Origin of the sequence: Kosakonia arachidis (genome assembly GCF_900116535.1) — a bacterium.
In the GTDB taxonomy this organism is placed as follows: domain Bacteria; phylum Pseudomonadota; class Gammaproteobacteria; order Enterobacterales; family Enterobacteriaceae; genus Kosakonia; species Kosakonia arachidis.
In genome coordinates, this window is record NZ_FPAU01000003.1 from 646,534 (window position 1) to 662,078 (window position 15,545).

Here is a 15,545-nt window from a genome sequence, read left to right on the forward strand (position 1 = left end):
GTTGCGGAGAGTAAAGCATGGCGGGGAATGACCGCGAGCCAATTGGACGTAAGGGGAAACCTGTGCGTCCGGCGAAAGAAAAAATCAGTCGTCGCCGACTCCGGGAAGAGGAGCACGACGATTACGACGATGATGATGATGAGGATGAAGAACCTATGCCGAAAAAAGGTAAAGGCAAAGGCGGGAAGCCACGAGGCAAACGCGGTTGGTTCTGGCTGCTGTTGAAAATTTTCATCGTTTTAGCCGTGCTATGCGCTATTTATGGTGTTTATCTGGATCAAAAAATCCGCGCCCGTATCGACGGCAAAGTCTGGCAGTTGCCGGCTGCGGTTTATGGCCGCATGGTCAACCTTGAGCCGGATATGGCGATCAGCAAGAACGAAATGGTAAAACTGCTGGAAGCCACGCAGTACCGCCAGGTGACGAAGATGACGCGTCCCGGCGAGTTTACCGTGCAGGCGAAAAGTATTGAGATGATCCGCCGCCCGTTTGATTTCCCGGACAGCAAAGAGGGGCAGGTGCGCGCGCGTCTGACCTTTGACGGCGATCGTCTGGAAACCATCGAGAATATGGACAGCAATCGCCAGTTCGGTTTCTTCCGTCTCGACCCGCGCCTTATTACGATGCTCTCTTCGCCGAACGGCGAGCAGCGTCTGTTCGTGCCGCGTAACGGTTTCCCGGATCTGCTGGTTGATACGCTGTTGGCGACCGAAGACCGTCATTTCTATGAACATGATGGTATCAGCTTCTATTCCATTGGCCGTGCGGTGCTGGCCAACCTGACCGCCGGACGCACGGTGCAAGGGGCAAGTACGCTGACGCAGCAGTTGGTGAAGAACCTGTTCCTCAGCAGCGAACGGTCGTACTGGCGTAAAGCCAACGAAGCTTATATGGCACTGATTATGGATGCCCGCTACAGCAAGGATCGTATTCTTGAACTGTATATGAATGAGGTTTACCTCGGTCAAAGTGGCGACAACGAGATCCGCGGTTTCCCGCTGGCAAGCCTCTACTATTTTGGTCGTCCGGTGGAAGAGCTGAGCCTCGATCAGCAGGCGTTGCTGGTGGGGATGGTGAAAGGGGCGTCGGTTTATAACCCGTGGCGTAACCCGAAACTGGCACTGGAGCGCCGTAACCTGGTGTTGCGTCTGCTGCAAGAGCAAAACGTCATCGATCAGGAACTGTATGACATGCTTAGCGCTCGTCCGCTGGGCGTACAACCTCGCGGCGGGGTGATTTCACCGCAGCCGGCCTTTATGCAGATGGTGCGTCAGGAGTTACAGGAGAAACTTGGCGATAAAGTGAAAGATCTCTCCGGCGTGAAGATTTTCACTACCTTTGATTCTGTCGCGCAGGACGCGGCAGAAAAAGCTGCCGTGGAAGGTATTCCGGCGCTGATCAAGCAGCGCAAACTGAGCGATCTTGAAACGGCAATGGTGGTAGTAGACCGTTACACTGGTGAAGTTCGGGCTATGGTTGGCGGCGCGACGCCACAGTTCGCTGGCTATAACCGTGCCATGCAGGCGCGTCGCTCTATTGGTTCGCTGGCGAAACCGGCGACCTATCTGACGGCGCTGAGCCAGCCGAATGTGTACCGTCTCAATACCTGGATTGCCGATGCGCCGATCTCTTTGCGGTTATCGAATGGTCAGGTCTGGGCGCCGCAGAACGATGATCACCGTTTCAGCGGTCAGGTTATGTTGGTGGATGCGCTGACACGTTCGATGAACGTGCCGACGGTAAACCTCGGGATGGCGGTTGGTCTGCCAGCGATAACGGATACCTGGCTGAAACTCGGTGCGCCGAAAGATCAGCTCACCGGTATGCCGTCGATGCTGCTCGGTGCGCTGAACCTGACGCCGATTGAAGTGGCGCAGGCGTTCCAGACTATCGCCAGCGGGGGTAATCGGGCACCGCTTTCCGCACTGCGCTCAGTGATTGCGGAAGACGGTACGGTGCTGTATCAGAGCTTCCCGCAGGCAGAACGTGCAGTTCCGGCGCAGGCAGCGTACATGACGTTGTGGGCCATGCAACAGGTGGTTCTGCGCGGTACGGGACGTCAATTGGGCGCGAAATACCCGGGTCTGCATCTGGCAGGGAAAACGGGTACCACTAACAATAACGTTGATACCTGGTTTGCCGGTATCGACGGACGCGAAGTGACCATTACCTGGGTTGGCCGCGATAATAACCAGCCGACGAAGCTTTATGGTGCAAGCGGTGCGATGGCGATTTATCAGCGTTATCTGGAAAACGAGTCTCCGATCCCGCTGGATCTGACGCCGCCGGAAGACATCACCACAATGGGTGTCGATGACATGGGCAACTTTGTCTGCGGCGGCGGCGGTTCGCGTTCAATGCCGGTCTGGACAACCAGCCCGGATACGCTGTGCCAGCAGAATCAGGCGCAGCCGCAAACCGGTAACCCGTTTGATCAGTCAACGCAGCAGCAGCAGCAGCAGCAGCCGCAACAACAGCAACCTCAGCAACAGCCGCAGCAAGAGCAGAAAAGCGATGGTGTCGCAGGTTGGATCAAAGAGATGTTTGGCAGTAATTAACCCTGTAAACTCCGGTCGCAAGGCCGGAGTTTTTTCTTTTCCGCTATTGCAAACGTTCATATAACGAACGCTTAAACACCTTTTAACTCCCCGTTTTTTTATCTGCTTATTTCTTAATCCCTCATGCGCCCTCGGGCGGCTTACTGCTTGCTATGCGTGCAACGCTTCACATATTATGTTTTGTTCATAATAATAATTATCGTTTACGTTATCGTTAAATCATTGATTTCGAGATAAACCAATGTCGCGTCCAAAAACTGCTCAGTCAGTCAACACCATGCTGGGAAAAATTACAGTCGTAGCAGCCACAGCGGTAGCGGTTAGCGGTATGTCTGTTTATACAAGGCTGCTACAACCTTATGGCCGATCCAAACGGTTCGGTTGCTTCCGGGGCGCGGAACATCAGGTGGTGGCTACCGCTTCTACTCTCTCTTCGGGCTCGCTTCGCCGTGCCCTTCTATAAGTTGGCTATCATGCAGGAAAACAGAGCGCTTCCCGATACTACCTTTCAACTGACTGATGTTGCTTTTAGCGTGCCAGGACGTACGCTGCTGCATCCTCTATCCCTGACATTCCCGGTGGGCAAAGTCACTGGCCTGATTGGTCATAATGGCTCGGGCAAATCCACGCTGCTGAAAATGCTCGGTCGTCATCAGGCGCCTTGTGCAGGCGACATTCTGCTCGACGGGCAGCCGCTGGAGAGTTGGAACAGCAAGGCGTTTGCACGCAAAGTGGCTTATCTGCCGCAGCAGTTGCCGCAGGCGGAAGGGATGACGGTGCGTGAGCTGGTGGCGATTGGCCGTTACCCATGGCACGGTGCGCTGGGGCGTTTTGGTGTGGCCGACAGAGAAAAAGTGGAAGAAGCAATCGCGCTGGTCGGGCTCAAGCCACTGGCGCACCGGCTGGTGGATAGCCTCTCCGGCGGCGAGCGTCAGCGGGCGTGGATTGCGATGCTGGTGGCGCAGGACAGCCGCTGCCTGTTGCTGGATGAACCGACCTCGGCGCTGGATATAGCGCATCAGGTTGATGTGCTGGCGCTGGTGCACCGCTTAAGCCAGCAGCGCGGGCTGACAGTGATTGCTGTGCTGCATGATATCAATATGGCGGCGCGTTATTGTGACTATCTGGTGGCGCTGCGCGGCGGTGAAATGATCGCCAAAGGCACACCAGACGCGCTGATGCGTGCTGATACTCTTGAACATATTTACGGTATTCCGATGGGGATCTTGCCGCATCCGGCGGGTGCCGCGCCAGTGAGTTTTGTCTACTGATGGCCGATCTACCTTCTATTAGCCGTCGTCGCTTACTGACGGCGATGGCGCTCTCTCCGTTGCTGTGGCACCTGCGCAGCGCTTGCGCGACAACCGTTGATCCGCACCGTATTGTTGCGCTGGAATGGCTACCGGTGGAGTTGCTGCTGGCGCTGGGTATCACGCCTTATGGCATTGCCGATGTGAATAATTACAACATCTGGGTTAACAAACCGTCGCTGCCCCCTTCGGTGATTGACGTTGGGCTGCGTACTGAACCGAACCTCGAATTACTCACGCAGATGAAACCCTCGCTGCTGGTCTGGTCGGCGGGTTACGGCCCGGATGAGGCCAAACTGGCGAAGATTGCTCCAGGGCGCGGCTTTACCTTCAGCGACGGTCAACGACCGCTGGCGCTGGCCCGACGTTCGTTGAACGAAATGGCGCAAATGCTGAATCTCGAGTCCGCAGCAAAAAAACATCTTGATCAGTTTGATGCGCTAATTGAAGGGATAAAACCGCATTTCGCCCGACGCGGCGATCGTCCGTTATTGATGATTACCCTGCTCGATCCGCGCCATGTGCTGGTGTTTGCCGAGAACTGCCTGTTCCAGGCGGTGCTCGATCAACTGGGTGTGCGCAATGCCTGGCAGGGGGAAACCACCTTCTGGGGGAGCGTGACGGTCGGTATCGACAGGCTGGCGGCGTACAAAGATGCGGATGTGCTCTGTTTCGATCACAGTAATGAACTGGATATGCGCAAACTGATGGTGACGCCGCTGTGGCAGGCGATGCCGTTTGTCCGGGCTGGCCGATTCCAGCGCGTTCCGGCGGTCTGGTTCTATGGTGCGACACTGTCGGCGATGCACTTTACCCGGGTGTTGGATAACGCGCTGGGAGGCCGGACATGAGTCAGCGTATTGCACGTTTCCCGGGCTTCTTGTTGGCATTGCTGTTCGCCGCCGCCATCTGGCTGACCTGGAGCAATTTAAACGTTGCGCTGCCGCGCGCGCAGTGGGGGCAGGCGTTTCGTGCACCCGATATTAATCTGATCGATCAGATGCTGTTCCATTACAGCCTGTTGCCGCGTCTGGCCGTCTCGCTGCTGGTTGGCGCGGGACTTGGGCTGGTTGGCGTGTTGTTCCAGCAGGTATTGCGTAACCCACTGGCCGAACCGACTACACTGGGCGTGGCGACGGGCGCGCAGTTGGGCATCACAATTACGACGCTGTGGACAATTCCGGGCGTGCTGGCCTCGCAGTTTGCTGCGTTGATCGGCTCTGGTGTCGTGGGCGCTCTGGTATTTGGCGTGGCATGGGGAAAACGCTTGTCGCCAGTGACGCTGATCCTCGCGGGTCTGGTGGTCAGTCTCTATTGCGGAGCAATCAACCAGTTGTTGGTGCTGTTTCACCACGATCGATTGCAAAGCATGTTTTTGTGGAGCACCGGAACGCTGACCCAAACCGACTGGAGCGTGGCACAAAGTCTGTGGCCACAGCTTGTCGGCTGTGCCGTACTGACGTTATTGTTGCTTCGCCCGCTCACGCTGATGGGGTTGGATGATGGTGTTGCGCGCAATCTGGGGCTTGCGCTGTCGATGGCGCGCCTGGCCGCGCTGACGTTGGCGATTGTTCTGAGCGCGTTGTTGGTGAATGCGGTGGGGATCATCGGCTTTATCGGCCTGTTTGCGCCGCTGCTGGCAAAAATGCTGGGCGCACGTCGTCTACTGTCGCGTCTGCTATTAGCGCCGCTGATTGGTGCGCTGATCCTCTGGCTCTCCGATCAGATCATCTGGTGGTTGACGCGGGTGTGGATGGAAGTCTCCACCGGTTCGATCACCGCACTGATTGGCGCACCACTGCTGCTGTGGCTGTTGCCGCGTCTGCGGAGTATGAATACGTCCGCCATGGATGGCGGGGACAATGTCGCGACTGAACGTCAGCAGGTGCAGTGGTTTGTGCTGAGTGGGCTGGTTGTGCTGTTGCTGGCGATATGGGCCGCGCTGGCTTTTGGGCGTGATGCTCAGGGCTGGCACTGGGCCAGCGGTACGCTGTTGCAGGAGTTGCTGCCGTGGCGCTGGCCGCGCATTATTGCCGCACTGACTGCCGGGGTAATGCTGGCTGTCGCTGGTTGCATTATTCAACGCCTGACCGGTAACCCGATGGCCAGCCCGGAAGTATTGGGGATCAGTTCTGGTGCCGCTTTTGGCGTGGTGCTGATGCTGTTCTTGGTGCACGGCAACGCGTTTGGCTGGTTAATGCCTGCCGGGAGCCTTGGCGCGGCGCTGACACTGCTGATCATTATGATCGCCGCCGGGCATGGAGGATTCTCACCGCAACGCATGCTGCTGGCGGGGATGGCGCTCAGTACTGCCTTCACCATGCTGCTGATGATGTTGCAGGCCAGCGGAGATCCGCGTATGGCGGCGATCCTGACGTGGGTTTCCGGCAGTACTTATAACGCCTCGGGTGAGCAGGTGCTGCGTAGCGGTGGGATGATGGTGATCCTGCTGGCGTTGACACCGCTTTGCCGTCGCTGGTTGATGATTTTACCGCTCGGCAGCGATACGGCGCGCGCGGTTGGCATGGCTCTGACATCTTCGCGTATCGCGCTGTTGTTGCTGGCTGCTGCATTGACGGCTACTGCGACGATGACCATCGGTCCGTTGAGCTTTGTGGGTCTGATGGCGCCACATATCGCGCGGATGATGGGGTTTCGTCGTACGATCCCGCATATTGTCATTTCGGCGCTGGTCGGGGGAATATTACTGGTGTTTGCTGACTGGTGCGGGCGGATGCTGATGTTTCCGTTCCAGATCCCGGCGGGGTTGCTGTCGACGTTTATCGGCGCGCCGTACTTTATCTATTTACTGAGAAAACAGAGTCGCTAATCTTTCTCCTCTCCCCACCGGGGAGAGGAGTGTAATTTATCCGGCAAAAACCATTACAGCTTCGCGAAAACGCGACGTGCGGCATCAATAGTGTTATCGATATCCTCTTCACTGTGCGCCACGGACATAAAACCCGCCTCAAACGCTGAGGGCGCAAGATATACACCTTCTTCCAGCATTAAATGGAAGAAACGCTTAAAGCGTTCAACGTCGCATTTCACCACATCCTGATAGCAGGTAACGGCCGGCGCATCGGTAAAGAACAGGCCGAACATGCCGCCTACGTGGTTAACGACCAGTGGAATGCCAGCCTGTTGCGCAGCCTCCAACAGGCCCTCTGCAAGATGAGTGGTCAGCTCGGTTAGCGTGGAGTGAACGCCCGGTTGCGCCACTTCAGTCAAGCAGGCATAGCCCGCTGCCATCGCAATCGGGTTGCCAGAGAGTGTTCCTGCCTGGTAGACCGGGCCGGTCGGTGCCAGTACGTCCATCACCTCGCGGCGTCCACCAAACGCGCCTACAGGCATACCGCCGCCGATAATTTTACCCAGACAGGTTAGATCCGGCTCCACGCCGTAATAAGCCTGTGCGCCCGCCAGCGCAACACGGAAACCCGTCATCACTTCGTCAATGATCAACAGTGCGCCGAATTCGTCGCACAGCGCGCGCAGGCCCGGCAGGAATTCCTGGTGTGGAGGTACGCAGTTCATGTTGCCGGCAACCGGCTCAACAATGATACAGGCGATATCCTGCGGATACTGTTCGAAAGCCGCACGGACGGAATCGAGATCGTTATAGGTACAAGTCAGCGTATGTTTGGCAAAATCGGCCGGAACGCCCGGCGAGTTCGGCTGGCCTAAGGTCAATGCGCCGGAACCGGCTTTCACCAGCAGACAGTCGGCATGGCCGTGGTAGCAACCTTCGAATTTGATGATTTTGTCGCGGCTGGTAAAGCCGCGCGCAAGGCGGATAGCGCTCATGGTGGCTTCCGTACCGGAGTTCACCATGCGAACCATATCCATGGTGGGTACCAGTTCGGTCACCAGCGCGGCCATTTTGACTTCCATCTCCGTTGGTGCGCCAAAGCTCAGACCGCGGCTGGCCGCCTCAATAACGGCGTTGCGAATGGCCGGGTGGTTGTGCCCAAGCACCATAGGTCCCCAGGAACCGACGTAATCGATATAGGCTTTACCGTCGGCGTCATACAAATAAGCACCGTCAGCATGCTCGATAAACAGCGGCGTGCCACCGACACCGGTAAAGGCGCGTACCGGTGAATTGACACCGCCGGGGATCAGTTCGCGCGCTGCATTAAAGAGTTCTTCAGACTTACTCATCTTTCATTCCTGGTTCGTGGAAAATTCAATGCCGGTCATTCTATGTGATTACGAGAATGTTATGAAAGTTTTGCCCCGGTGAAATGACATATTTTGCAGGACATTCCCCCGCGACGTGGCGGCAGTCGCTGGTTACAATACCTCTTTTGTACGATCTATAGAAAATCAGATGCAAGCAGAGACTCCTTCATTCGAACAACAACAAGTTGAGTTGCGCCGCCGGCGGAATATCGTGCGTCAGATGTTGCAACGCGATAAAACGCCGCTGGCAATTTTAGTGGTGGCTGCAATAGCCGGTGCGCTGACGGGTTTGGTTGGTGTGGCGTTTGATAAAGCGGTCAACGCGGTGTTGAACGCGCGTATCGGTGCGCTGGGGCAGGTGGCGAACAGTGTGCTGGTCTGGCCGCTGGCGTTTATTGGTTCAGCGTGCCTGGCGATGATTGGCTACTGGCTGGTGCGGCGCTTTGCACCGGAGGCGGGCGGTTCCGGTATCCCTGAAATTGAAGGCGCGCTGGAAGAATTACGCCCGGTGCGCTGGTGGCGCGTGCTGCCGGTGAAATTCATCGGCGGCATGGGAACGCTGGGAGCGGGTATGGTACTGGGGCGTGAAGGGCCGACGGTGCAGATAGGTGGCAATATCGGACGAATGATGGGCGATCTATTTCGCCTGCGCAGCGGTGAAGCCCGCCATACGTTGCTGGCGACCGGTGCAGCGGCAGGGCTTTCAGCAGCCTTTAACGCACCGCTGGCGGGGATCCTGTTCATCATTGAAGAGATGCGTTCGCAGTTTCACTATAACCTGATCTCGATTAAAGCGGTGTTTACCGGCGTGATTATGTCGAGCATTGTGTTCCGGTTATTTAACGGCGAGGCGGCGGTGATCGATGTCGGCAAACTCAGCAATGCGCCAGTGAACACGTTGTGGCTCTATCTGCTGTTGGGGATGGTGTTTGGTTGTGTCGGGCCACTGTTTAATGCTTTAGTGCTGCGTACTCAGGATCTGTTTCAGCGGCTTCATGGCGGGCAGACCGGGAAGTGGGTGTTGATTGGTGGCATCGTTGGCGGCGCGAGCGGTGTTTTGGGGCTGGTTACACCTGCGCTTTCCGGCGGTGGTTTTGCCCTAATCCCGATAGCGACGGCGGGTAATTATACTGTGGGCATGCTGTTGTTCATTTTCCTTGCCCGCGTTGTCACTACCTTGCTCTGTTTTAGTTCCGGCGCGCCGGGGGGGATTTTCGCGCCGATGCTGGCGCTGGGCACGGTTCTGGGAATGGCGTTCGGCAGCGCGAGCGCGATGCTCTTCCCGCATTATCAGCTAGATGCCGGGACGTTTGCCATTGCTGGCATGGGGGCATTACTGGCGGCGTCGTTACGCGCACCGCTGACCGGGATCGTGCTGGTTCTGGAAATGACAGACAATTATCAGCTTATATTGCCAATGATCATTACCTGCCTTGGTGCGACACTGTTAGCGCAGTTTCTTGGTGGTAAACCGCTCTATTCGGCTATTCTGGCACGTACGCTTGCCAGGCAATCTGCCAGCGCGGATTGCCATATGGCGCGGGAGAATACTTGAACGATTTAGTTGCATACTGGATAATAGCCGAAAGGATCGGGTTAATATTTGCCCAGATCGCAGTATCAATTGGGAGCAAGACATGAGTGATGACGTAGCGCTGCCGCTGGAGTTTACCGACGCAGCAGCCAACAAAGTAAAGAACCTGATTGCGGACGAAGATAACCCGAATCTGAAGCTGCGTGTCTACATCACCGGTGGTGGTTGCAGCGGCTTCCAGTACGGTTTTACCTTTGACGATCAAATCAATGATGGTGATATGACCATTGAGAAACAGGGCGTTGGCCTGGTGGTTGATCCAATGAGCCTGCAATATCTGGTAGGCGGCTCGGTAGATTATACCGAAGGCCTGGAAGGTTCCCGTTTCGTGGTAACCAACCCGAACGCGACCAGCACCTGTGGCTGTGGTTCCTCTTTCAGCATCTGAGAAGCATCTGTTGCCTGTAGAAAAGCCGCGTTTATCGACGCGGCTTTTTATTTTCACCGATTCTGATGTGCTTCTCCTTGGCCCCGGGCATGAATATAATGTCGCGTCATGCTAATTAGGGCTGCCGATCAGCGCCCGGAATCATCCAGCGCAAAGGTCGGTAACTTCAGGTGCCAGCGAATTGCTGCCAGGCGAATAACCAGCGTCACCACCATGCCCAGCATACTGGCGGTTTCCAGCGGTATGGCAAAGAAGTAAAACGCTGTGGCGTGAACAATCCCCCCGGCAATACAGGCCGTCGCGTAGATTTCGGTGCGCAGGATCATCGGCACTTCGCGCGCCAGTACATCGCGAATAATCCCGCCGCCAACGCCGGTCAATACGCCCATACAGATAGCGATAAGGGGGCCGGTGTCGGCGATAAACGCTTTGTTGACACCAATACCGACAAAAACCGCTAATCCCACCGCATCCAGTACCGGCAGGATCCATTTGGGCAAACGCCTGGGCTGGCGCACCAGCATAATTGTCAGCATACAGGTCACCATGGCGACGACGAGATCGGTTGGATCTTTTACCCAGAATACCGGCCCGTGCGCCAATGCCATATCGCGGATGGTCCCGCCGCCGACCGCTGTCACGACGCCAAGTACCAGCACGCCGAAGGGATCCATGCGTAATTTCCCGGCCAGCAAAACGCCCGAGATCGCAAATACGGCGGTGCCAATAATATCCAGCCAGTAAACCAGCATGGTTGATTCCCCCGTTATTTCACCTGCGCCAGGGCAGTACAGAGTTGTTGAGCGGCAAGGATAATACGCGGGCTTGCCCGTTCAAACCAGTCACCATGCAGAGAAATAATCGGTACATTCAGCTGTTTTTGCCAGAACTGTTCGATTTTGGGAATTTCGTCCGGTTCTCCCGCCACAACAATCGCCTGCGGCTGACGCGCAAGCACCTGTTCACGGCTTACCTGCGGCCACGGCACGCGGCTGGCAGCGAAAATATTCACCCCGCCGCAAAGCTCCAGGACCTCGTTCTGAATTGATCCTTTTCCGCTGGTAAACAGTGGTTGTGCGCCAAATTGCAGAAAGACCCGTTTCTTGGGCTGGCTGGCATAGCGGGATTTTAGCATCTGGTATTCGTCAAGCAGATGTTGAGCCGCGTGTTCTGCCAGTTGCGGCCTTGGGCTGTAGGGAGCCAGCTTATGCAGTGTATCCGCCACCTGCTCAATGCTAATGTTATCCACCCACATGACGGTGATACCGAACTGTTTTAGCTGGTTGACCTGACGTTCCGTATTGCCGCCGCGCCATGCCAGAACCAGATCGGGCTTCAGCGCGACGATGCGTTCGAGGTTGATGCCTTGCCAACTGGCGACCTGCTCAATTTTTGCCGCTGCAGAGGGGTAATCAGAATAGCTGCTGACGGCTACAGGAGTGATGCCTGCGGCAAATGCAAGTTCTGTATTGGCCGGGGAGAGAGAAATGACGCGCGGCGTGGCGAACAACCACGCCGGTATCAGAACAAGCAGGGCAGCAAGCACCCTGGAAAAGTGATTAACCACGAGCCAGTTTCTGCACCAGAGTTTCAACCATCAGACTGGACTGCTTCGCCGCCACAGCCAAAAATTCATCAAAGCTGAGATGAGACTGTTGATCGGCAACGTCCGAGATGGCGCGCACAACAACAAACGGAATGCCATAGTTGTGGCAAACGTGCGCAATAGCGGTAGCTTCCATTTCTACGGCAATCGCCTGCGGGAAGTTATGACGGATTTTCGCCAGGCTCGCAGAACCGTTAATAAAGGCATCGCCGCTGACAATCAGCCCGCGCACAGCATGCAGATCCAGCTCACTAATGCAGGCTTCTGCCGCAGCAATGAGTTTGTCATCGGCTTTAAACCCGGCCGGGCAGCCCGGAAGCTGACCATACTCATAACCGAATGCGGTGACATCGGCATCATGATAACGCGCCTCGTCAGACACCACGATATCGCCCACTTTCAGCGTCGGTGCAAGGCCACCAGCGGAACCAGTATTAATAATCACGTCCGGCTGGCAACGTTCCAGCAGCAGGGTCGCGCCCATCGCCGCGGCAACCTTGCCAATACCTGATTTCAGCAGGGCGATGTCTGTGCCATTCAGCGTACCGGTGTAGATTTCGCTGCCGCCAACGTTGAGCGTTTGACGGTTTTCGATTTTGTCACGCAGCAGCGTAACTTCTTCTTCCATTGCACCAATAATGCCAATTTTCATGGAGATACTCGCTAATGTGATAGGACAGAATTACGTTTCCAGGGCATAGTCTATCATGGCATACAGGATTGTAATGATATCCCGTGACGCTTCGGACAGGAGAGGAAATGGCAGAGATCGATTTTCGCAACAAGATAAACTGGCACCGCCGTTATCGTTCGCCTCAGGGGGTGAAAACCGAACGTGAAATTCTGCGTATTTTTGAAAGCGATCGCGGGCGGATCATCAACTCTCCTGCTATCCGGCGCTTGCAGCAAAAAACCCAGGTTTTTCCGCTGGAGCGAAATGCGGCGGTTCGTACGCGCTTGACGCATTCGCTGGAAGTACAGCAAGTGGGGCGTTATATCGCTAAAGAGATCCTCAGCCGTCTGAAAGAGCAACATCTGCTGGAAACTTATGGCCTGGATGAGCTGACCGGACCCTTCGAGAGCATCGTCGAAATGGCCTGTCTGATGCACGATATTGGCAACCCGCCATTCGGTCATTTTGGTGAAGCGGCCATTAATGACTGGTTCCGCCAGCGTTTGTCACCTGATGATGCTGTCGGACAACCATCATCTGACGATCGCTGCGAAGTTGTGGCATTACGTTTGCGCGAAGGGGAAGATGAACTTAACGCGCTGCGCTGCAAGGTACGTCACGATTTAAGTCATTTCGAAGGTAATGCGCAGGGCATTCGTCTGGTGCATACATTAATGCGAATGAATCTGACCTGGGCGCAAGTGGGGTGTATTTTAAAATATACCCGTCCGGCGTGGTGGGTGGGAGAACCGCCAGATTCGCACAGTTATTTAATGAAAAAACCGGGTTATTATTTTTCCGAGGAGGCGTATGTTGCGCGCTTACGTAAAGAATTAGATCTTGATATTTACAGCCGCTTTCCTTTGACGTGGATAATGGAGGCAGCCGACGATATCTCTTACTGCGTTGCCGATCTGGAAGATGCCGTTGAGAAACGTATTTTCACTGCCGAGCAACTTTATCAGCATCTTTATGATGCCTGGGGCCAACATGAAAAAGGTTCGTTGTTTGCTCAGGTTGTCGAAAATGCGTGGGACAAATCCCGCGTTAATTCCATGAGCCGCGGTGCAGAAGATCAGTTCTTCATGTATTTGCGTGTTAACACGCTGAATAAACTGGTGCCCTACGCAGCGCAACGGTTTATCGATAATCTGCCGAGAATTTTCAGCGGAGAATTTAACCATGCTTTACTGGAGGATGATAGTGACTTCAGCCAGTTACTTGAATTATATAAAAATGTTGCCATTAAAAAGGTATTCAGTCACCCGGACGTCGAGCAACTGGAATTACAAGGGTATCGCGTGATTAATGGGCTGCTGGAAATTTACCGCCCATTGTTGCAATTATCACTGGCGGATTTTACCGAGCTAGTTGAAAAAGAAAGTTTGCGTCGCTTCCCGATTGAATCGCGCCTGTTTCATAAACTTTCGACGCGCCATCGGCTCGCATATGTCGAAGCGGTCAGAAAATTATCGCCTGATGCTTTGACATATCCAGTGCTGGAGTATTATCACCGTTGTCGATTAATTCAGGACTATATTAGCGGTATGACAGATCTCTATTCATGGGATGAATATAGACGGATGATGGCCGTGGAATAACGTCTTTGAATTGTAAAGACCACCAATAAATTTTTACTTTTTCCGGACACTTGATTCTTGAACTTCAGGCTATAAATTGACTCTGAGTGATACATACACAGCAGTTTGAATTAATTGGTAATGAGATTGAGAGACATGAAAAAAACCACGTTAGCAATGAGTGCATTGGCTCTGAGTTTAAGTTTAGCGCTGTCACCTCTGTCGGCTATGGCAGCGGAAACGGCATCCTCAACCATCACATCGCAGCAAATGCCAAGCCTCGCGCCGATGCTGGAAAAAGTTATGCCATCGGTCGTGAGTATCAATGTTGAAGGCACCACCAAGGTAAACACACCGCGTATGCCGCGCAACTTCCAGCAGTTCTTCGGTGATAATTCACCGTTCTGCCAGGATGGATCACCGTTCCAGGGCTCTCCGTTCTGCCAGGGCGGACAGGGGGAGCAGGGTGGTGGCGACAGCCAGCAGCAGAAATTTATGGCGTTGGGTTCCGGGGTCATTATTGACGCAGCGAAAGGCTATGTCGTGACTAACAATCACGTCGTGGAAAACGCGAATACTATCAAGGTACAACTGAGCGATGGGCGCAAATTTGATGCCAAAGTAGTGGGTAAAGATCCGCGTTCTGATATTGCGCTGATTCAAATTCAGGATCCGAAAAACCTGACGGCGATTAAGATTGCTGACTCTGATGCGCTGCGTGTTGGCGATTACACTGTGGCGATTGGTAACCCGTTCGGTCTGGGTGAAACCGTGACCTCAGGGATTGTTTCTGCGTTGGGCCGTAGTGGCCTGAATGCAGAAAACTATGAAAACTTTATCCAGACCGATGCGGCGATTAACCGTGGGAACTCAGGCGGTGCGCTGGTGAACCTGAACGGCGAGCTGATCGGTATCAACACCGCGATCCTTGCGCCAGATGGCGGCAATATCGGTATCGGCTTCGCTATCCCAAGTAATATGGTGAAAAACCTCACTGAACAAATGGTTCAGTTCGGTCAGGTTCGCCGTGGTGAACTGGGTATTATGGGCACCGAGCTGAACTCTGAGCTGGCGAAAGCGATGAAAGTTGATGCGCAGCGTGGGGCGTTTGTCAGCCAGGTTATGCCGAATTCTGCCGCCGCGAAAGCAGGGGTGAAAGCAGGCGACGTGATTACTTCGCTTAACGGCAAGGCTATCAGCAGTTTTGCCGCACTGCGTGCTGAAGTGGGTTCAATGCCAATTGGTAGTAAAGTTGAACTGGGCATGTTGCGTGATGGCAAACCGGTGAATATTACGCTGGAGCTGCAACAGAGCAGCCAGAATCAGGTTGATTCCAGCACTATTTTCAGCGGAATTAATGGCGCTGAAATGAGCAATAAAGGCAAAGATGGTGGCGTGGTGGTGAATTCGGTGAAAGCCAACTCCCAGGCGGCGCAGATTGGCCTGAAAAAAGGTGATGTCATTGTTGGCGTTAACCAGCAGCCAGTCAAAAATATCGCCGAGTTGCGCAAAATTTTCGACAGCAAACCTTCTGTACTGGCGTTGAATATTCAGCGTGGTGATACTTCAATCTACCTGTTGATGCAGTAACCTACCAGACCCTCTTCCTCCATGTCGGGGAAGAGGGCCCTCCTCCCGTTTTGTGAAGCCT

At 54.7% G+C, this 15,545-nt stretch carries 12 protein-coding genes; 8 read left to right on the plus strand and 4 right to left on the minus strand.

The features are described from left to right. The first annotated feature begins 17 nt into the window (after window positions 1-17). The 4 genes from mrcB (at window position 18) to fhuB (ending at window position 6,698) form a co-directional block, all read left to right on the plus strand. Window positions 18-2,558 (plus strand): bifunctional glycosyl transferase/transpeptidase, encoded by a 2,541-nt coding sequence (mrcB, locus tag BM427_RS14710; RefSeq protein ID WP_090122617.1) that lies wholly within the window; start codon window positions 18-20, stop codon window positions 2,556-2,558. Between the two features lie 473 nt (window positions 2,559-3,031). After that, window positions 3,032-3,829, plus strand: a complete 798-nt coding sequence (fhuC, locus tag BM427_RS14715; protein WP_090122619.1) for a Fe3+-hydroxamate ABC transporter ATP-binding protein FhuC — start codon at window positions 3,032-3,034, stop codon at window positions 3,827-3,829. Then, a complete protein-coding gene (fhuD, locus tag BM427_RS14720; protein WP_090122621.1) occupies window positions 3,829-4,719 on the plus strand; it encodes a Fe(3+)-hydroxamate ABC transporter substrate-binding protein FhuD in 891 nt (296 codons plus the stop codon). Before fhuC ends, fhuD begins: the two co-directional genes overlap by 1 nt. Beyond that, a complete protein-coding gene (gene fhuB / locus BM427_RS14725) occupies window positions 4,716-6,698 on the plus strand; it encodes a Fe(3+)-hydroxamate ABC transporter permease FhuB (RefSeq protein ID WP_090122623.1) in 1,983 nt (660 codons plus the stop codon). Before fhuD ends, fhuB begins: the two co-directional genes overlap by 4 nt. A 53-nt stretch (window positions 6,699-6,751) precedes the next feature. On the opposite strand, the gene hemL is transcribed toward fhuB, so the two are convergent. Continuing rightward, window positions 6,752-8,032: a glutamate-1-semialdehyde 2,1-aminomutase gene (hemL, locus tag BM427_RS14730; RefSeq protein ID WP_090122625.1), complete on the minus strand. Its 1,281-nt coding sequence runs from the start codon at window positions 8,030-8,032 to the stop codon at window positions 6,752-6,754. 169 nt (window positions 8,033-8,201) lie between these two features. On the opposite strand from hemL, the gene clcA reads away from it, so the two are divergent. Both clcA and erpA read left to right on the plus strand, forming a co-directional pair. Beyond that, window positions 8,202-9,608 (plus strand): H(+)/Cl(-) exchange transporter ClcA, encoded by a 1,407-nt coding sequence (gene clcA / locus BM427_RS14735; protein ID WP_090122627.1) that lies wholly within the window; start codon window positions 8,202-8,204, stop codon window positions 9,606-9,608. Between the two features lie 82 nt (window positions 9,609-9,690). Then, complete coding sequence (erpA, locus tag BM427_RS14740; protein ID WP_007373210.1) at window positions 9,691-10,035, plus strand: iron-sulfur cluster insertion protein ErpA; 345 nt, start codon at window positions 9,691-9,693, stop codon at window positions 10,033-10,035. Window positions 10,036-10,163: 128 nt separating this feature from the next. On the opposite strand, the gene BM427_RS14745 is transcribed toward erpA, so the two are convergent. The 3 genes from BM427_RS14745 to mtnN are packed head-to-tail and all read right to left on the minus strand — an operon-like array spanning window position 10,164 to window position 12,293. Then, on the minus strand, window positions 10,164-10,787 hold the full coding sequence (locus BM427_RS14745) for a TRIC cation channel family protein (protein ID WP_090122629.1): 624 nt from the start codon (window positions 10,785-10,787) through the stop codon (window positions 10,164-10,166). Window positions 10,788-10,801: 14 nt separating this feature from the next. Then, window positions 10,802-11,602 carry a vitamin B12 ABC transporter substrate-binding protein BtuF gene (gene btuF / locus BM427_RS14750; RefSeq protein WP_090122631.1) on the minus strand — a complete coding sequence of 267 codons (801 nt, stop codon included), beginning with the start codon at window positions 11,600-11,602 and terminating at the stop codon, window positions 10,802-10,804. Next, a complete protein-coding gene (mtnN, locus tag BM427_RS14755; protein ID WP_090122633.1) occupies window positions 11,595-12,293 on the minus strand; it encodes a 5'-methylthioadenosine/S-adenosylhomocysteine nucleosidase in 699 nt (232 codons plus the stop codon). Before mtnN ends, btuF begins: the two co-directional genes overlap by 8 nt. 107 nt (window positions 12,294-12,400) lie before the next feature. On the opposite strand from mtnN, the gene dgt reads away from it, so the two are divergent. Beyond that, window positions 12,401-13,915: a dGTPase gene (gene dgt / locus BM427_RS14760; RefSeq protein ID WP_090122635.1), complete on the plus strand. Its 1,515-nt coding sequence runs from the start codon at window positions 12,401-12,403 to the stop codon at window positions 13,913-13,915. 135 nt (window positions 13,916-14,050) lie between these two features. Next, the gene (degP, locus tag BM427_RS14770) at window positions 14,051-15,484 is read left to right on the plus strand and encodes a serine endoprotease DegP (protein WP_090122637.1); all 1,434 of its coding nucleotides are present in this window, start codon (window positions 14,051-14,053) and stop codon (window positions 15,482-15,484) included. Window positions 15,485-15,545 lie beyond the last annotated feature (61 nt).